We start from the raw sequence: 16,976 nt of genomic DNA, 5'->3' as shown, positions 1-16,976 counted from the left end.
CACTGCAGCGCTTTAAGGGGAGGGGGTTATTTCACCAGCTGACCCGGCTTCGCGCCGTCGTCAGGGCTTAACAGGAAGATATCTTTCCCGCCAGGACCTGCGGCCATCACCATCCCTTCAGAGATACCGAAGCGCATTTTGCGTGGCGCAAGGTTAGCCACCATCACCGTCAGGCGACCAATCAGCACCTGCGGATCTGGATAGGCAGAGCGGATGCCGGAGAAGACGTTACGTTTCTCGCCGCCCAGATCCAGCGTCAGACGCAGCAGCTTGTCGGAGCCGTCGACGAATTCCGCGTTTTCAATCAGCGCGACGCGCAGGTCGACTTTGGCGAAATCATCAAAGGTGATGGTCTCCTGAATCGGATCGTCTGCCAGCGGGCCGGTTACCGGCGCAGCGGCAGCCTTCACCTCTTCTTTAGAGGCGTCGACCAGGGCTTCAACCTGCTTCATTTCGATGCGGTTATAGAGCGCCTTGAAGGTGTTCACCTTGTGGCCGAGCAGCGGCTGCTGGATGGCATCCCAGGTCAGCTCGGTGTTCAGGAATGCTTCAGCACGCGCAGAGAGCTGCGGCAGAACCGGCTTCAGCCAGGTCATCAGCACGCGGAACATATTCAGGCCCATGGTGCAGATAGCCTGCAGGTCCGCATCGCGGCCTTCCTGTTTAGCGACAACCCACGGTGCCTGCTCGTCAACGTAGCGGTTCGCCACGTCAGCCAGCGCCATGATTTCGCGAATGGCTTTACCGAATTCACGGCTTTCCCAGGCCTCGCCAATCGCAGCGGCGGCGTCGGTGAAGGTTTTGTACAGCGCAGGATCGGCCAGTTCGGCAGAGAGCACGCCGTCGAAACGCTTAGCAATGAAGCCCGCGTTACGGGAGGCCAGGTTCACCACCTTGTTAACGATGTCCGCGTTGAGGCGCTGGACGAAATCTTCCAGGTTCAGGTCGATATCGTCGATACGGGAAGAGAGCTTCGCGGTGTAGTAGTAGCGCAGGCTGTCCGCGTCGAAGTGGTTCAGCCAGGTGCTGGCTTTAATAAAGGTGCCGCGGGATTTGGACATCTTCGCGCCGTTCACCGTCACATAGCCGTGGACGAACAGGTTGGTTGGCTTGCGGAAGTTGCTGCCTTCCAGCATGGCCGGCCAGAACAGGCTGTGGAAGTAAACGATGTCTTTGCCGATAAAGTGGTAGAGCTCGGCGGCGGAATCTTTCTTCCAGTATTCATCAAAGCTGGTGGTGTCGCCGCGCTTGTCGCACAGGTTCTTAAAGGAGCCCATGTAGCCAATTGGCGCATCCAGCCAGACGTAGAAATATTTGCCCGGCGCATTCGGGATCTCAAAGCCAAAGTACGGCGCATCGCGGGAGATATCCCACTGCTGCAGACCAGACTCGAACCACTCCTGCATTTTATTGGCGACCTGCTCCTGCAGCGCACCGCTGCGGGTCCACGCCTGCAGCATTTCGCTGAACGACGGCAGGTCAAAGAAGAAGTGCTCAGAGTCACGCATGACAGGCGTTGCGCCAGACACCACGGATTTCGGCTCAATAAGTTCGGTCGGGCTGTAGGTCGCGCCGCACACTTCGCAGTTATCGCCATACTGATCCGGCGATTTGCATTTCGGGCAGGTGCCTTTCACGAAACGGTCTGGCAGGAACATGCCTTTTTCCGGATCGTAGAGCTGAGAAATGGTGCGGTTTTTAATAAAACCGTTCTCTTTCAGACGGGTATAGATAAGTTCTGACAACTCGCGGTTCTCGTCGCTGTGCGTCGAGTGGTAGTTGTCATAGCTGATATCGAAACCGGCGAAGTCGGTCTGGTGTTCCTGACTCATCTCCCCGATCATCTGCTCCGGGCTGACGCCAAGCTGCTGCGCTTTCAGCATGATTGGCGTGCCGTGGGCATCGTCTGCACAGATGAAGTTGACTTCGTGGCCGCGCATTCGCTGGTAACGGACCCAGACATCAGCCTGGATATGCTCCAGCATGTGGCCGAGGTGGATGGAGCCGTTGGCGTACGGCAGTGCGCACGTTACCAGAATTTTTTTCGCGACTTGAGTCATAGTAAGCATTACTTCTTTTAACTGTGAAAAGGGGGTTTGATGTTACCCGAAAGGGAATAACTACGCCAAGAAATAAGGGCATCAATCCATAAATGAATAATTGTGGCCTGTAGGGTAAACTTAGGCTCTACGCATGCTATTTCAGAACTACAACAAAGGAGTCGGGATGAGTTCTCAATCCCAGGCCAAATCACCGGAAGCCTTACGAGCAATGGTCGCCGGGACGCTGGCAAATTTTCAGCATCCAACCCTGAAACACAATCTCACCACGCTGAAAGCGCTGCACCATGTAGCGTGGCTGGATGAGACGCTGCACATTGAGCTGCAAATGCCATTTATCTGGCGCAGCGCTTTCGAAACGCTGAAAGAGCAGACCAGCTCTGAGCTGCTGCGCATTACTGGCGCAAAAGCGATTGACTGGAAGTTGTCGCACAGCATCGCCACCCTCAAGCGCGTGAAAAACCATCCGGGCGTTAACGGCGTGAAAAATATCATTGCGGTTAGTTCCGGCAAGGGCGGGGTAGGGAAATCCTCTACCGCGGTAAACCTGGCGCTGGCGCTAGCCGCAGAAGGGGCAAAAGTGGGCATCCTGGATGCGGATATTTATGGCCCATCGATCCCGAACATGCTGGGAGCAGAAAACCAGCGCCCAACGTCGCCGGATGGCACCCATATGGCGCCGATCATGGCGCACGGACTGGCGACAAACTCTATCGGTTACCTGGTAACTGACGACAACGCCATGGTGTGGCGCGGTCCGATGGCCAGTAAAGCCCTGATGCAGATGTTACAAGAGACCATGTGGCCGGATCTGGATTATCTGGTCCTGGATATGCCGCCGGGTACCGGGGACATTCAGTTAACTCTGGCGCAGAACATCCCGGTCACCGGGGCGGTTGTGGTGACCACACCGCAGGACATCGCGCTTATCGATGCTAAAAAAGGCATCGTGATGTTCGAGAAAGTGGAAGTGCCGGTGCTGGGTATCGTTGAGAACATGAGCATGCACATCTGCAGCAACTGCGGGCATCATGAGCCTATCTTCGGGACCGGGGGCGCAGAAAAACTGGCTGAACAGTATCACACTCAACTGCTGGGACAGATGCCGTTACACATCACGCTGCGTGAGGATCTCGACAGCGGCAAGCCAACGGTCGTGAGCCGTCCGGCTAGCGAGTTTGCGGATATGTATCGCCAGCTGGCGGGGCGCGTTGCGGCGCAGCTCTACTGGCAGGGTGACGTTATCCCGAGTGAAATCGCGTTCCGCGCGGTCTAAAATCAGCGGGCTGCCCTAACCGGGCAGCCTGTAGTGCATCAGATAATACTCACCGTCCGGCGACGCTCCCGTCGCTTCAATATGCCACCCCTGGCGCTGGTAAAATTCCACGGCACGACTGTTCTTCACCAGACATTTCAATGCACCGGTGCTGGTAAACGTTTGCTGAACATGTTCGAGCAAGGCTTTACCTACCCCCTGACCCTGAAAATGGGGATCGACAAACAGGCAGTGCAGGAAATTGTCATTGACCGCCACTGAGGCAAAACCTACCCGGTGACCCGCGTCAATCGCCACCCAAATCTGCTCATTAAGCGTGGCGGCATCGAAATCCTCAAGACGCCAGGCGCTGTCATCAAGCCATGGCCAGGCAGCGCGACGGGCGTGGAGGTAGAGCGTGCGCAGGAAAGGGCGGTCACTCTCCTGCCAGGGACGAATTTTCACGGGCTTAACGATGGTAGAAGATGTCACCGTTGTAGGCTTTGTAGATTTTGCCATCGGTATCGCCAATCAGTACGTAGTTCTCACCCATGTAAGTCCAGTGCGTGCCGGCATCGGGCGCAGGCAAGTTGCGCAGATTGTACTGTTTAATGGTGTATTCCGGGGTCTGGTATTGCGCGGGGGCAAAATCGCCAATTTTGTATTTGGTGAAATCGGCAATAAACTCCTGCTCCTCATAGGCCTGGATGCCACCAGGGGCCGCAACGGCCAGAGGCGCAATAAATGCTGTGCTCGCCAGAGACAGTAATGTGCCCAGAAGCAGTACTTTACCTTTGTTCATTTTTTCTCCAGTTCTTAACGCTTTGCTGTGACGCGACATCAGTTATTACTCAACCGACAGTCTATCTCAAGTTTCGCCTGCTGGCGCGTCAGAGAAAAAATGTAACAAAACCGTACTTTTGGCCGCCAGGCGCGGTCGCTAATTATCGGTCGCATGAATTGCATTAAGAATAGTAATAATTATTTGTATTGCTTTATTAATGAATTCCGAATCTGAAGCAGTTATCCAGTAATAGAGCGCACACGCTGTGTTAATTTTGTAGCACAGCGTTTAAAATGCCTGGAAGGTTATTGGATTTTCCTCACTGCTTATATTTCAGATAATATCAGCATACTTTCGTCGGACGGATAATACCGTTTCGATGCCTCATAAATCTATAAATATTAATTAGTTATTAAAAAAATCAGCAATGCCAGGCTTGTCGGGTGTATCAACATTAATTTCAGGGCGTCATTATTAATGAAAGCTAAAATACGGATATGGACTTTACTTATTACAACAGGGTTGTTAACAGGCTGCGTTAATATTCCGGGGCAACATCTTAAAACGAATGGGAAAAAGATAGCCCACACCGTTGATTCCTCCGACGATATAAGCAAAAAAGTCGAAATATGGCCACTTACCCCTTCTGTGATTGAACAGTTGCGTCCAGCCAGCCTGAAATCTCAGGCAAATCCTGGACTCGACGAACAGCTTAAAAAGTGGGAGTACCGGATCGGTACCGGTGACATTCTGATGATCACCGTATGGGATCACCCGGAGCTCACCACGCCTGCCGGGCAATATCGTAGCGCCAGCGATACCGGCAACTGGGTAGGGGCGGATGGTACTCTCTTTTATCCCTACGTTGGCAAGCTGCACGTAGCCGGGAAAACGCTGGCAGAGGTGCGCAGTGAGATCACCCGACGGCTGGAGCGGGTGATCGAAAGCCCACAGGTTGACGTCAGCGTCGCGGCGTTTCGCTCGCAAAAAGCCTATGTCACGGGTGAAGTCGCAAAATCGGGCCAACAGCCTATCACCAATATTCCGCTGACCGTGATGGATGCCATTAACGCGGCAGGCGGTCTCTCTGCGGATGCCGACTGGCGAAACGTGGTGCTGACCCATGACGGCAAAGATTCCGTGATTTCCCTCTATGCGTTAATGCAGCATGGCGATCTCAGTCAGAACCGGCTGCTTAGCGCCGGCGATATCCTCTTTATTCCACGTAATGATGCCCTCAAGGTCTTTGTGATGGGGGAAGTGGTGAAACAGAGCACGCTGAAGATGGATCGCAGCGGTATGACCCTGGCGGAAGCCCTGGGTAATGCGGGCGGTATTAACCAGGATCTGGCGGATGCTACCGGCATTTTTGTGATTCGCTCGACGACTGAGAAAAAGCCCGGGAGCAAAATTGCCAATATCTATCAGCTGAAAGCGCGCGACGCGTCGGCCATGGTTCTGGCCACGGAGTTTGAGCTGCAGCCTTACGACATCGTCTATGTCACTACGGCGCCATTGGCTCGCTGGAACCGCGTCGTGAAACAGCTGGTACCGACAATCACCGGTATCCACGATCTGACTGAAACCGTTCATTCCATCAGGACGTGGCCATAATGCGGATCAAAACCATTCTGGTGGTGTGTACAGGAAACATCTGCCGCTCCCCGATGGGGGAGGGGCTTTTACAGCAGAAGATGCCTGAGATCGCCGTCAGCTCGGCAGGCATCAGTGGATTGAACGGACGGCCCGTTCACCCTCAGGCGCTCGCAGTGGCGGCGGCGCATGGCATTTCGCTTGCTGATCATGTCGCGCGCGTAGTCACCGCCCCCATGCTTAAGCAGCACGATCTGATTCTTGCGATGGAGCAGGCGCAAATCAACCGCATCTCGCAAATCGCGCCGGAGGTGCGCGGCAAAGCGCTACTGTATGGTAAATGGCAGGGGGGACAGGAGATCCCGGACCCGTTCGGCCAGAGCCGGGATGCGTTTGAGTATGTTTTTCACCTGTTAAGCGAGGCGAGTCAGGAATGGGCCAGCCGGCTCACAGTTAAGGGATTACCAACATGTCGTCAAAAACAGTAAATCAGTCTGGCTACGGGATGGAAACCCAGGAGCTGGATCTGGCTCGCCTGCTCAGCGAATTGATCGATCATCGCGTTTGTATATTGAGTTTCACGCTGCTCTGCGCAACCTGCGGTCTGCTGTATGCACTCTTTGCCTCGCCGGTCTATATCGCCGATGCGATCATTCAAATTGAACAAAAGCAGCAAAATAATCTCCTTAAATCGATCACTCAGCTGTCGGGGGATGCCTCACCAGACTCGACGGCAGAAATCCAGCTGCTGAAATCGCGGATGATTCTGGGTAAAACCGTCGATGATTTACGCCTGCGCGATGAGATCGTCCCGGTGCGTTTCCCGCTCATTGGCAATGGTCTGGCCCGGCTGACAGGCCAGGAGAAGCCCGTGCTGAAGCTCGACTGGCTGATGTTGCCCTCCAGGCACTCCCCCCTGACCCTGACCGCCGGGAAAAATGGCGAGTTCCTGCTCGAAGGCATTGATATCAACGTGCATGGCACCCCGGGGAAACTGGTGCAGAAAGCGGGCGTCGCGCTGCGGGTGCGTGAATTGCGCGCCCCGGTCGGTACTCGCTTTAAAATCAGCCAGAAAACGCAGCTTGAGGCGATCAACGTCTTGTCGAAACGCTTTAGTGTGGTCGAAAAGGGCAAAGAGAGTGGGGTACTGGAACTCAGTTTAACCGGTCCTGAGCGAGACGCCATTGCGGCTACGCTAAATCAAATTGCCAATAATTATCTGCAGCAGAATATCGACCGTCAGGCCGCGCAGGATTCACAAAGTCTCGCCTTCCTGAAGCGACAGTTGCCGAAGGTGCGCGGAGAGCTGGATGAAGCGGAGGGTCGCCTGAACAACTACCGCAAAAAGCGGGATTCGGTGGATCTGTCGCTGGAGGCTAAATCGGTCCTTGAGCAGATTGTCAATGTCGATAATCAACTGAACGAACTGACCTTCCGCGAGGCGGAAGTTTCACAGCACTTCAAAAAGAATCACCCTACTTATCGTGCGCTACGGGACAAACGGGCTACGCTGGAAAAGGAGCGTGAGCGGTTGAATAAGCGGGTCGGAACGATGCCATCCACCCAGCAGGAGATTTTACGGCTGAGTCGGGACGTGGATTCGGGGCGCGCGATCTACCTGCAACTGCTTACCCGTCAGCAGGAGCTGGATATCTCTCGTTCCAGCACGATCGGCAATGTCCGTATTATCGATTCGGCGGTCGCGCAGCCTGACCCCGTGCAGCCGCGCAAAGGGTTGATTGTTGTTCTTGCCACCCTGCTCGGGTTGCTGATCTCCTCGGGAGGTATACTGGCACGTAGCGCAATTCGCCAGGGGATTATTTCGCCGGAGCAACTCGAAAACCAGGGCATTACCGTCTACGCAACGCTGCCCCGTTCAGAATGGCTGAGCAGTAAAACGCATCTGCGTAGCTTTGATTTCTGGCGTAACCGTACCCGGCATAAAATTGTTAATGTTCCCTTTTTGCCGGTCGACAAGCCGCTGGACATCTTTGTTGAGGCGATACGCGGTCTGCGCACCAGCCTGCACTTTGCAATGATGGACGCTGATAATAACATCCTGATGTTCAGTGGCCCCTCGCAGGATTGCGGTAAAACGCTGGTCAGTACCTCGCTGGCGGCGTTGGTTGCGCAGATTGGCGGACGTGTCCTCTTCGTTGATGCGGATATGCGTAAGGGTTATGTCCATAACATTTTTGCGCTACAAAACGAGCGCGGGCTCTCTGAACTGTTGTCTGGCAAAATCGCCTTCGACGAGGCGGTGCAGACCTACGAGGACGGTCATTTCGATGTGGTCACCTGCGGATATTATCCGCCGAACCCCTCCGAACTGTTGATGCACTCGCGCTTCAAGGCCTTTATGCACTGGGCCAGCGAGAATTACGATATGGTGATTGTCGATACGCCGCCGATTCTGGCGGTCACCGATGCCGCCATGGTCGGGCGTATGGCCGCCTCGACGCTGCTGGTGGCGCGCCATAACATCACCAGCGTGAAGGAGATGGTCACCAGCGTCCGTCGTCTCGAACAGATGGGGGTGAACATCAAAGGGGCGATACTTAACGACGTGGTCAAATCTCTGGTTAACCACTACAGCACCGGCTACGACGCCTATGCCTATACCGCGTCAAAGAGCAAAGACCCGCAGCACAGTAAAACCGCGCATCCCTGATCCTATCGCTGCACCCGTCAGGGTGCAGCGGTTCTCTAAACTTCTTTACAGCATTATCGTTGCCAAATGGTTTAAGCCCGTTAATATAAGCGTCGTGAATAAAGGGGCAATGATGATCAAGCAGCAGCGGAAAGCGATATTATTAGTAGTGCTTGCATGTCTGGTGGTGCTGGTTTGCAGCGCACAGCGCATGGCAAGCCTGCACGCGCTGGCGATGAAAGCTCCGCTCGTTACCCAGCAGTCCGACGTTGAACCGCCTGTCACCTCTTGTGAACTGAGTGCCAAATCCTTGCTGGCATCGCCACCTATTATGTTTGAAGGTGCGCTCTTTGCCCTGGCGTTGCTGATGGTCGTCCTCACTCCTCAGCCGGTCAGGCATCAACGGCGTTGGCCTCCTCGCGTTATCTCTCCGCCCCGGCTCAGGGTGCATCTCCGCTTATGCGTCTTCCGTGAGTGATTAATCACCTGTTATTCCAGGTTAATTAATCATTTACGGAGAAAATCTATGTTGACTGTTTTCAGGCGGCTTTTAGTCTGCCTGGCATTACTGTGGCTGCCCGTAAGCTGGGCGGCCGATAGCGGCTGGCTGCGCGCTGCCGATAACGATGACGCCAGCGTGCGTCTACGTGCCCAACCCGCTGAGGCGGGAGAGACACACCTGCTGTTGGACGTAGCCCTGGAAAAGGGCTGGAAAACCTACTGGCGATCCCCGGGCGAGGGCGGAATTGCCCCCTCTATTGCCTGGCAAACGCCGCTCCCGGTGCAGTGGTACTGGCCGACACCCCAGCGCTTTGACGTGGCGGGGATCGCCACCCAGGGCTATCAAGGTAACGTGACCTTCCCGCTGGTGGTGAAAGGCAAGATGCCGGACACCCTGGCCGGTGTGCTGACGCTCTCGACCTGTAGCGATGTCTGTATCCTGACTGACTATCCCTTCTCCCTCGACCTGAGTGGGCCAACAGAGCGTCAGTTTACCTATGACTTCACCAAAGCGATGGGTACGCTGCCGCGGGAAGACGGGCTGACCTCCTCGCTGAAGGCAGCCTGGGCCCCCGGCAAACTGACGGTAACCGCCACCCGCGACGGTGGCTGGCACGCCCCCGCGCTCTATCTCGATGGGATTGAGGACGCGGATTTTGCGCGCCCGACCTTTAAGATTCAGGGCGAAACGCTGACCGCGACCGTGCCGGTCACGGACGGCTGGGGTGAGGCGGCGCCCGATCTGCGTGGCAAAACGCTATCACTGGTACTGGCCGACGGTGGTCTGGCCCAGCAGAGCCAAACCACCATTGGTGAAGCCGAGGTGACAACGTCGTCCCTCTTACCGGTACTGGCGATGGCGCTGCTGGGCGGGTTTATCCTCAACCTGATGCCCTGCGTCTTGCCGGTCCTGGCGATGAAACTGGGCTCGGTATTGCAGGTGGAAGGGCAGACCAGAAGCCGTGTACGCGGCCAGTTTCTCGCCTCGGTGGCCGGCATTGTGGTGTCGTTTTTAGCACTGGCGCTGATGATGACGTTTCTGCGTCTTAGCAACCAGGCGCTGGGGTGGGGGATTCAGTTCCAGAATCCGTGGTTTATCGCCGCTATGGCGCTGGTGATGGTGCTGTTCAGCGCCAGCCTGCTGGGGCTGTTTGAAATCCGCTTACCCTCTGGCATTACCACCTCGCTGGCCACGCGAGGCGGCAACGGTCTGGCAGGACATTTCTGGCAGGGGGCGTTCGCCACCTTACTCGCCACTCCCTGCACCGCACCGTTCCTGGGCACCGCCGTGTCGGTCGCGCTGGTGGCGCCGCTGGTACAGCTGTGGGGGATCTTCCTCGCCATGGGGATCGGTATGAGCTTGCCGTGGCTGGCGATTGCCGCCTGGCCAGGACTGGCGCGCCGCCTGCCGCGCCCCGGACGCTGGATGAATACGCTGCGCGTGGTGCTGGGGCTGATGATGCTGGGCTCCGCCGTGTGGCTTATCTCGCTGCTCTGGCTGCATATTGGTAAGGCGACGTGGGGTGTACTGGCGCTGGTGTTAGTGCTCCTGCTGGAGGGAGTCTGGCGACGCTACCAGCGACGCGGCGCCCTTGCCGCCACCGTGCTGGCACTGCTGATGGCATTGTCGGGATACTGGCTGACCTCGCAGACGACCGGTGCCGTTGTCGAAGACCGTATTGCCTGGCAGCCGTTGAGCGAGCAGGCCATCACCGACGCGCTGGCGGCCAATAAACGGGTCTTTGTCGATGTCACCGCCGACTGGTGCGTAACCTGTAAAGCCAATAAATACAATGTGTTGTTGCGTGACGATGTACAACAGGCACTGAGTGCCCCGGATGTGGTTGCCCTGCGCGGTGACTGGAGTCGACCATCCGATACTGTCTCGCAGTTTCTGACACGCCGTCAGAGTGCGGCGGTTCCGTTTAATCAGATTTATGGTCCGGCTCAGCCGCAGGGCACCATTCTGCCTGCGCTGTTAAGTCGCGAAGGGGTGCTGAACGCACTGTCTGCCGCTAAAGGAGAGCACTAATGCGTTACTGGATGATGATTTTCCTGTTCTGTTTTTCTGCCGTCAGCACGGCTGAGCAGCAACCCGATGCCAACCAGCAGCTGGATGAGTTGATCTTTAACGATCCCGACAGTCCGCGAATGGGGGCAAAGCATCCCCGCCTGACTATCGTCAGCTTCACCGATTACAACTGTCCGTGGTGTAAAAAATTTGACCCGATGCTGGAGAAAATTGTCCACGACAACCCGGACGTGCAGTTGATTGTGAAGCTTTTACCCTTCCGCGGCGAAAGCTCAATGGCCTCGGCACGGGTGGCGCTCACGGCCTGGCGCACGATGCCTGATAAATTCTGGGCGTTACACCAGCGATTAATGACGAAGAAGGGCAATCATGACGCGGCCTCCATTCTGGCTGCTCAACAAAAGACAGCCACAACGGGGATCACCCCCGATGCGAAAAGCCAGCAGAGTCTGCAAATGAATCTGATTCTCTCGCAGGTGCTGGGCATTCAGGGAACGCCTGCCACTATTATTGGCGATCAAATGGTCGCCGGGGCGATTCCTCAGGCGGATCTGGAGGCGCTGGTCAAAGAACAGCTGGCGAAAAGCGATGCGCAGTAAACTACGCCGCTGGGCGCGCGAGCTGCTAATTCTGCTGCTGATGGTTATCGCAACGGTATGGGGGATGGATCAGCTGCGAAAACCGGTCCTGCCCGCCGGGTTTTCGGCTACCTCTGTTGAGACGCTGGAGGGTGCGCAGATGAATATCGCCGCCCTCAGCGAGGAGCGCCCTTTGCTGATTTACGTCTGGGCGACCTGGTGCGCCATTTGCCGCTACACCACTCCTGCGGTTGAAAGGCTAACGCAAGAGGGCGGCAACGTTCTGAGCGTCGCGTTGCGTTCGGGAGATGACGGACAACTGTCGCGCTGGATGGCAAAGAAACGCCTGACCATGCCGGTAGTGAATGACGCGAGCGGGGCGCTATCACGCCAGTGGCAAGTGAGCGTAACGCCGACGCTGGTGATAGTGTCGAAAGGAAATGTAGTCGGTACGACAACCGGCTGGAGCAGCTACTGGGGAATGAAACTTCGCCTCTGGTGGGCGGGGCGCTAAAAAAAGCCCGGCAGGTTCTGCCTGCCGGGCCGGAGATTACTTCGCCAGAATTTCCAGCGCTGTACGCTCAACCAGCGACAGCAGGACTTTGACATCCTCCAGCGTCACCGTTGGGTTCAGCAGCGTCAGCTTCAGGCAGGTGATGCCATTGTGCTCGGTCACGCCGACGTTTGCGCGGCCAGACTCCAGCAGCGCATCACCGATTTTCTGGTTCAGCAGCGCGATTGCCGCGTCGTCCATGGCCGCTTCAGGGCGGAAACGGAACAGCACGCTCGCCAGCTGCGGCTTCATGACCAGCTCCAGCGTTTTATGGCCATCAACCCAGGCGGCAACGTCCTGCGCCATGGTTACGCCATGATCGATGATCGCGGCATAGGTCTTCTGTCCCAGCGCTTCCAGGCTCATCCACAGCTTCAGCGCGTCGAAACGACGGGTCGTCTGCAGCGACTTAGAGACCAGGTTAGGCACGCCTGCTTCTTCGTCAAACTCAGAGTTCAGGTAAGCGGCCTGGTAACGCATCAGCTCATAGTGACGCGCTTCTTTCAGCAAGAAAGCACCGCAGCTGATGGTCTGGAAGTACTGCTTATGGAAGTCGAGCGTGACGGAGTCAACCAGCTCAATACCGTCGAGATAATGACGATGCTTTTCAGAGAGCAGCAGCGCGCCGCCCCAGGCGGCATCCACGTGCACCCAAATCTGCTGTGCTTTCGCCAGTTCAGCAATCTCGCGCAGCGGGTCAATGGCCCCTGCATCGGTGGTGCCGGCGGTGGCTACAATCGCCATCACCTGCTCGCCGTTGGCTTCACACTGCGCCAGCTTCGCTTTCAGATCGTTCAGATCCATACGCGCGTACTGGTCGGTTTTCACCTGCAGTACGGACTGGTAACCCAGACCCATCAGCGCCATATTCTTCTGCACAGAGAAGTGGGCGCTGTCGGAGCAGAGAACGCGAATTTTACGCAGATCGCCTGTCAGCCCATCCTGCTGAATGGAGTGGCCCTGACGCGCGAAGAAAGCATCACGCGCCAGCATCAGCCCCATCAGGTTGCTCTGGGTGCCGCCGCTGGTGAAGACACCCGCGTCGCCAGCCTGGTAGCCCACCTGAGTACGCAGCCACTCGATCAGTTTCATCTCGATGATGGTGGCGGACGGGCTCTGATCCCAGGAGTCCATGCTCTGGTTGGTGGCGTTGATCAGGATCTCCGCCGCCTGGCTCACCACCAGGCTCGGGCAGTGCAGGTGTGCAACGCACTGGGGATGATGCACGGCCAGGCTGTCCTTCAGGAAGTATTCAACGGCGCGCGCAATAGCGGCTTCGTTGCCCAGCCCCTGCGGGCTGAAATCCAGCTGGATACGGTCACGCAGTTCCGCGACCGTTCTGCCTTTGTACATTTCCGGCTGCTGTAGCCACTGCTTTACCGCTTCGGTGCTCTGCGAAATCGCCTGCTGATAGGCTTCAATGCTTTGCGCCGAGGACGACAAAATCGGGTTTACATCTGACATCTTATCTCTCGTCTTCGGTTAAGCCGGGCGAACGCCCGCAGCAAGCAGCGCCTGCTCAAATTTATCCAGGAATACGTTCAGCTCTTGATCGCTGATCAGCAGAGAAGGCAGCAGACGCACAACGTTACCGTTACGGCCACCGCGCTCCAGAATCAGACCCGCTTCGAAGCACTTCTTCTGAATCAGGGCAGAGAGCTCGCCATCGCCCGGGAAGCAACCCAGCTGATCGGCGGCTTCATTTGGCTTAACGATCTCAATACCGATCATCATGCCCAGGCCGCGAACGTGGCCGATAACCGGATAACGTTTCTGCAGCTCAACCAGCTTCGCTTTCAGCCATTCACCCTGTGCAGCGACTTTGTCAGCGATGTTTTGCTCTTTCAGGATCTTAAGGGTGGTGAGGCCGGTTGCCATCGCCAGCTGGTTACCGCGGAAGGTACCGGTATGGTGACCCGGAGCCCAGGCGTCGAACTGCTTTTTGATACCCAGCACGGCCAGCGGCAGACCGCCGCCCACTGCTTTTGACATCACGACGATGTCTGGCTCAATACCCGCGTGTTCGAAGGCGAAGAATTTACCGGTACGGGCAAAGCCTGCCTGCACTTCGTCGAGGATCAGCAGGATACCGTGTTCCTGAGTCACTTTACGGATGCGTTGCAGCCACTCGGCCGGCGCCGGGTTCACGCCACCTTCGCCCTGAACGGCTTCCAGGATCACGGCAGCAGGTTTACGCACGCCGCTCTCAACGTCGTTGATCAGGTTTTCGAAGTAGTAGGTCAGTGCTTTCACGCCAGCTTCACCGCCAATACCCAGCGGGCAGCGGTACTCATGCGGGTAAGGCATGAACTGAACTTCAGGCATCATGCCGTCAACCGCTTCTTTCGGAGAGAGGTTACCGGTCACGGACAGTGCACCGTGAGTCATGCCGTGATAGCCGCCCGAGAAGCTAATGATGCCGCTACGACCGGTGACTTTTTTCGCCAGCTTCAGCGCTGCCTCAACGGCATCGGCACCGGATGGGCCAGTAAATTGCAGGCAGTACTCTTTGCCTTCGCCCGGCAGCAGGGAGAGCAGGTATTCAGAGAACGCGTCTTTCAACGGCGTTGTCAGATCCAGGGTATGTAACGGCAAGCCGCTGGTAATAACACTTTGGATGCTTTTCAGTACGTCAGGATGGTTGTGACCCAGCGCCAGGGTACCGGCGCCTGCCAGACAATCAAGATACTCTTTATTATCCGCATCCGTTACCCATACGCCGTCCGCCTTTGTGATCGCTAAAGGCAGTTTACGCGGATAACTTCTGACATTGGATTCCATTTCGGCCTGACGGGCCAGGTAGGTCTCGTTGGATTTATTGAAAGTAGAGGCATTCAAAGTATCAATACGGACTTTATCCGTCATCATATCACTCCTACAACCGCGGCACGTCAGGCGGCCCCGATTGAATCATTAGTTAAGAAAAATGAGAAACGTGGCAAAAATCGCGGCCAATATAGAGCCTTTTTTCGTGGGGCTCAATGGTTAATTGTTTAACGTTTTATTACTGGATACATAAATAGAAGAAAGGTACGCGAAACCCGCATGGTACCTGGGGTTGTCGGGTGGTCTGATGAGGTGCAAATTGACGGTTTTACCGAACCTTTACAAAATCAGTTAAGCGCAACGGAAATAGGCGAAAACGTTAAATCAGTAGATTTCAGCGCCGCAGAGGCAGTATTCTGAATAGCGATTTACGCACAGTAATTGCAACGTAATGATTTAAATGACTCGGGGTGCCCTTCTTTGTGAAGGCTGAGAAATACCCGTACCACCTGATCTGGATAATGCCAGCGTAGGGAAGTCAGATGCCCTTCACGGCTATCGCTTCTTCACGCAAGGCAGGAGCGATAACATGCAGCCTGACCTGCCCGAACACCTTCTTATTAACCACTTCCGCGACCGCGCACCGCTGACCCATTGTATGACGAACGATGTGGTGCAAACCTTCACCGCCAACGTACTGCTCGCGTTTGGCGCTTCGCCCGCGATGGTGATTGAGGCCGAAGAAGCCCAGCAGTTCGCTGCGATTGCCGATGCGCTGCTGATCAATGTCGGCACCCTGACGGTGCCCCGTGCTCAGGCGATGCGTTTGGCCGTCGAGAGTGCGCGGGCAGCGGGTAAGCCCTGGACCTTAGATCCCGTAGCCGTAGGCGCACTGGCGTTTCGCACGCAATTTTGCCAGCAACTGCTGGCGCTCAAACCCGCCGCCATTCGCGGCAATGCCTCTGAGATTATGGCCCTCGCCGGCATAAGCGCCGGTGGACGCGGGGTCGATACCACCGATACCGCCAGCAGCGCGCTGCCTGCGGCACAGGCGCTGGCGCGGCAGATGCACGCCATCGTGGCCGTGACCGGAGAGGTGGATTACATCACCGATGGCCAACGCACGAAGGAGGTCACCGGCGGCGATCCGTTAATGACCCGCGTAGTGGGGACAGGCTGCGCGCTCTCTGCGGTGGTGGCGGCCAGCTGTGCCCTGCCTGGCGATCGGCTTGATAACGTTGCCGCGGCCTGCGGCCTGATGAAACGTGCCGGAAGCGAAGCCGCTCAGGCAAGCCAGGGGCCCGGCAGCTTCGCCACTGCGTTCCTTGATGCCATCTGGCACCTGGAGGGGGCGGCATGAAACGGATTAATGCACTGACTATCGCCGGCACCGATCCCAGCGGTGGAGCGGGTATCCAGGCCGATCTGAAAACCTTTTCGGCGCTGGGAGCTTACGGCTGCTCGGTCATTACCGCGCTGGTGGCGCAAAACACCCGTGGGGTGCAGTCGGTCTACCGCATCGAACCCGATTTTGTGGCGGCGCAGCTGGAGTCGGTCTTCAGTGATGTTCGCATCGACACCACTAAAATCGGCATGCTGGCAGAGACGGATATTGTGGAAGCGGTGGCGGAACAACTCCGGCGACATCAGGTCAAGAGCGTGGTGCTGGATACGGTAATGCTGGCGAAAAGCGGCGATCCGCTGCTCTCTCCCTCGGCGGTTGCGACCCTGCGTAACAAATTGTTGCCGCAGGTCGCGCTTATTACGCCGAACCTGCCGGAGGCTGCGGCGTTGCTCGATGCTCCCCATGCGCGCAGCGAGCAAGAGATGAAAGAGCAGGGCAGAGCGCTACGGGCGTTGGGCTGCGAGGCCGTGTTAATGAAGGGCGGTCATCTGGATGATGCAGAAAGTCCCGACTGGTTATTCACGCGCGACGGCGAACTGCGTTTCACCGCCCCGCGGGTACACACCAAAAACACGCACGGGACCGGCTGTACTCTTTCGGCTGCGCTGGCGGCCTTGCGGCCCCGCCATGAGAACTGGGCCAGCACTGTACAGGAGGCTAAGCACTGGCTTTCCCGCGCCCTGGCCCAGGCAGATACCCTGGAAGTCGGGCAAGGCATCGGCCCGGTCCACCATTTCCACGCCTGGTGGTAGGGCGAGAGTGCATAACGGCGGCGTGTCACGCTGCCGTACCCGAATCG

General features: G+C 56.7%; 15 protein-coding genes and 1 riboswitch. Of the genes, 10 read left to right on the top strand and 5 right to left on the bottom strand.

Features of this window, described 5'->3' with window-relative positions; all coding sequences use genetic code 11:
* Nucleotides 1-26 precede the first annotated feature (26 nt).
* Nucleotides 27-2,060: a methionine--tRNA ligase gene (gene metG, locus JZ655_RS13860; protein ID WP_207292084.1), complete on the bottom strand. Its 2,034-nt coding sequence runs from the start codon at nucleotides 2,058-2,060 to the stop codon at nucleotides 27-29.
* 166 nt (nucleotides 2,061-2,226) lie between these two features.
* Between metG and apbC the strand changes: the two genes are divergently transcribed.
* A complete protein-coding gene (gene apbC, locus JZ655_RS13855; protein WP_040074834.1) occupies nucleotides 2,227-3,336 on the top strand; it encodes an iron-sulfur cluster carrier protein ApbC in 1,110 nt (369 codons plus the stop codon).
* Between the two features lie 15 nt (nucleotides 3,337-3,351).
* On the opposite strand, the gene JZ655_RS13850 is transcribed toward apbC, so the two are convergent.
* Both JZ655_RS13850 and JZ655_RS13845 read right to left on the bottom strand, forming a co-directional pair.
* Nucleotides 3,352-3,834 (bottom strand): GNAT family N-acetyltransferase, encoded by a 483-nt coding sequence (locus JZ655_RS13850; protein ID WP_207292083.1) that lies wholly within the window; start codon nucleotides 3,832-3,834, stop codon nucleotides 3,352-3,354.
* The gene (locus JZ655_RS13845) at nucleotides 3,785-4,117 is read right to left on the bottom strand and encodes an RcnB family protein (RefSeq protein ID WP_040074836.1); all 333 of its coding nucleotides are present in this window, start codon (nucleotides 4,115-4,117) and stop codon (nucleotides 3,785-3,787) included. The genes JZ655_RS13850 and JZ655_RS13845 overlap by 50 nt, the downstream gene beginning before the upstream one ends.
* A 459-nt stretch (nucleotides 4,118-4,576) precedes the next feature.
* On the opposite strand from JZ655_RS13845, the gene JZ655_RS13840 reads away from it, so the two are divergent.
* From JZ655_RS13840 to JZ655_RS13810, 7 genes are all read left to right on the top strand, one after another.
* Nucleotides 4,577-5,713: a polysaccharide export protein gene (locus JZ655_RS13840; protein WP_046884765.1), complete on the top strand. Its 1,137-nt coding sequence runs from the start codon at nucleotides 4,577-4,579 to the stop codon at nucleotides 5,711-5,713.
* Entirely contained in the window at nucleotides 5,704-6,180 is a 477-nt protein-coding gene (locus tag JZ655_RS13835) for an arsenate reductase/protein-tyrosine-phosphatase family protein (protein ID WP_207292082.1), read from the top strand. The genes JZ655_RS13840 and JZ655_RS13835 overlap by 10 nt, the downstream gene beginning before the upstream one ends.
* On the top strand, nucleotides 6,162-8,363 hold the full coding sequence (locus JZ655_RS13830; protein WP_207292081.1) for a polysaccharide biosynthesis tyrosine autokinase: 2,202 nt from the start codon (nucleotides 6,162-6,164) through the stop codon (nucleotides 8,361-8,363). The genes JZ655_RS13835 and JZ655_RS13830 overlap by 19 nt, the downstream gene beginning before the upstream one ends.
* Before the next feature lie 112 nt (nucleotides 8,364-8,475).
* Nucleotides 8,476-8,820, top strand: a complete 345-nt coding sequence (locus JZ655_RS13825; RefSeq protein WP_207292080.1) for a copper resistance protein — start codon at nucleotides 8,476-8,478, stop codon at nucleotides 8,818-8,820.
* Between the two features lie 48 nt (nucleotides 8,821-8,868).
* On the top strand, nucleotides 8,869-10,875 hold the full coding sequence (locus tag JZ655_RS13820; protein ID WP_207292079.1) for a protein-disulfide reductase DsbD family protein: 2,007 nt from the start codon (nucleotides 8,869-8,871) through the stop codon (nucleotides 10,873-10,875).
* Nucleotides 10,875-11,474, top strand: a complete 600-nt coding sequence (locus JZ655_RS13815; protein WP_207292078.1) for a DsbA family protein — start codon at nucleotides 10,875-10,877, stop codon at nucleotides 11,472-11,474. Before JZ655_RS13820 ends, JZ655_RS13815 begins: the two co-directional genes overlap by 1 nt.
* Nucleotides 11,464-11,967, top strand: a complete 504-nt coding sequence (locus JZ655_RS13810) for a protein disulfide oxidoreductase (RefSeq protein WP_046884770.1) — start codon at nucleotides 11,464-11,466, stop codon at nucleotides 11,965-11,967. The genes JZ655_RS13815 and JZ655_RS13810 overlap by 11 nt, the downstream gene beginning before the upstream one ends.
* Nucleotides 11,968-12,003: 36 nt before the next feature.
* Here JZ655_RS13810 and JZ655_RS13805 read toward each other — a convergent pair whose 3' ends face one another.
* A complete protein-coding gene (locus tag JZ655_RS13805; protein ID WP_040074847.1) occupies nucleotides 12,004-13,470 on the bottom strand; it encodes a pyridoxal phosphate-dependent decarboxylase family protein in 1,467 nt (488 codons plus the stop codon).
* Nucleotides 13,471-13,488: 18 nt separating this feature from the next.
* Nucleotides 13,489-14,874 carry a diaminobutyrate--2-oxoglutarate transaminase gene (locus tag JZ655_RS13800; RefSeq protein WP_040074848.1) on the bottom strand — a complete coding sequence of 462 codons (1,386 nt, stop codon included), beginning with the start codon at nucleotides 14,872-14,874 and terminating at the stop codon, nucleotides 13,489-13,491.
* A 354-nt stretch (nucleotides 14,875-15,228) separates the two neighbouring features.
* Nucleotides 15,229-15,325, top strand: a riboswitch (TPP riboswitch).
* Between the two features lie 36 nt (nucleotides 15,326-15,361).
* Between JZ655_RS13800 and thiM the strand changes: the two genes are divergently transcribed.
* The gene (thiM, locus tag JZ655_RS13795) at nucleotides 15,362-16,132 is read left to right on the top strand and encodes a hydroxyethylthiazole kinase (RefSeq protein ID WP_207292077.1); all 771 of its coding nucleotides are present in this window, start codon (nucleotides 15,362-15,364) and stop codon (nucleotides 16,130-16,132) included.
* Nucleotides 16,129-16,929, top strand: coding sequence for a bifunctional hydroxymethylpyrimidine kinase/phosphomethylpyrimidine kinase (thiD, locus tag JZ655_RS13790; RefSeq protein ID WP_207292076.1), 801 nt, complete (start codon nucleotides 16,129-16,131; stop codon nucleotides 16,927-16,929). The genes thiM and thiD overlap by 4 nt, the downstream gene beginning before the upstream one ends.
* Nucleotides 16,930-16,976 lie beyond the last annotated feature (47 nt).

It is taken from the genome of Leclercia pneumoniae, from assembly GCF_017348915.1.
GTDB lineage: Bacteria > Pseudomonadota > Gammaproteobacteria > Enterobacterales > Enterobacteriaceae > Enterobacter > Enterobacter pneumoniae.
Note: the sequence above shows the minus strand (reverse complement) of the source record. Positions and strands in the feature narration are given on the sequence as shown.

Excerpts from the sequence above, each read along its gene's own strand:
- metG (WP_207292084.1), bottom strand. The coding sequence starts at position 2,060 with ATGACTCAAGTCGCGAAAAAAATTCTGGTAACGTGCGCACTGCCGTAC.
- apbC (WP_040074834.1), top strand. The coding sequence starts at position 2,227 with ATGAGTTCTCAATCCCAGGCCAAATCACCGGAAGCCTTACGAGCAATG.
- JZ655_RS13850 (WP_207292083.1), bottom strand. The coding sequence starts at position 3,834 with ATGGCAAAATCTACAAAGCCTACAACGGTGACATCTTCTACCATCGTT.
- JZ655_RS13845 (WP_040074836.1), bottom strand. The coding sequence starts at position 4,117 with ATGAACAAAGGTAAAGTACTGCTTCTGGGCACATTACTGTCTCTGGCG.
- JZ655_RS13840 (WP_046884765.1), top strand. The coding sequence starts at position 4,577 with ATGAAAGCTAAAATACGGATATGGACTTTACTTATTACAACAGGGTTG.
- JZ655_RS13830 (WP_207292081.1), top strand. The coding sequence starts at position 6,162 with ATGTCGTCAAAAACAGTAAATCAGTCTGGCTACGGGATGGAAACCCAG.
- JZ655_RS13825 (WP_207292080.1), top strand. The coding sequence starts at position 8,476 with ATGATCAAGCAGCAGCGGAAAGCGATATTATTAGTAGTGCTTGCATGT.
- JZ655_RS13820 (WP_207292079.1), top strand. The coding sequence starts at position 8,869 with ATGTTGACTGTTTTCAGGCGGCTTTTAGTCTGCCTGGCATTACTGTGG.
- JZ655_RS13815 (WP_207292078.1), top strand. The coding sequence starts at position 10,875 with ATGCGTTACTGGATGATGATTTTCCTGTTCTGTTTTTCTGCCGTCAGC.
- JZ655_RS13810 (WP_046884770.1), top strand. The coding sequence starts at position 11,464 with ATGCGCAGTAAACTACGCCGCTGGGCGCGCGAGCTGCTAATTCTGCTG.
- JZ655_RS13805 (WP_040074847.1), bottom strand. The coding sequence starts at position 13,470 with ATGTCAGATGTAAACCCGATTTTGTCGTCCTCGGCGCAAAGCATTGAA.
- JZ655_RS13800 (WP_040074848.1), bottom strand. The coding sequence starts at position 14,874 with ATGATGACGGATAAAGTCCGTATTGATACTTTGAATGCCTCTACTTTC.
- thiM (WP_207292077.1), top strand. The coding sequence starts at position 15,362 with ATGCAGCCTGACCTGCCCGAACACCTTCTTATTAACCACTTCCGCGAC.
- thiD (WP_207292076.1), top strand. The coding sequence starts at position 16,129 with ATGAAACGGATTAATGCACTGACTATCGCCGGCACCGATCCCAGCGGT.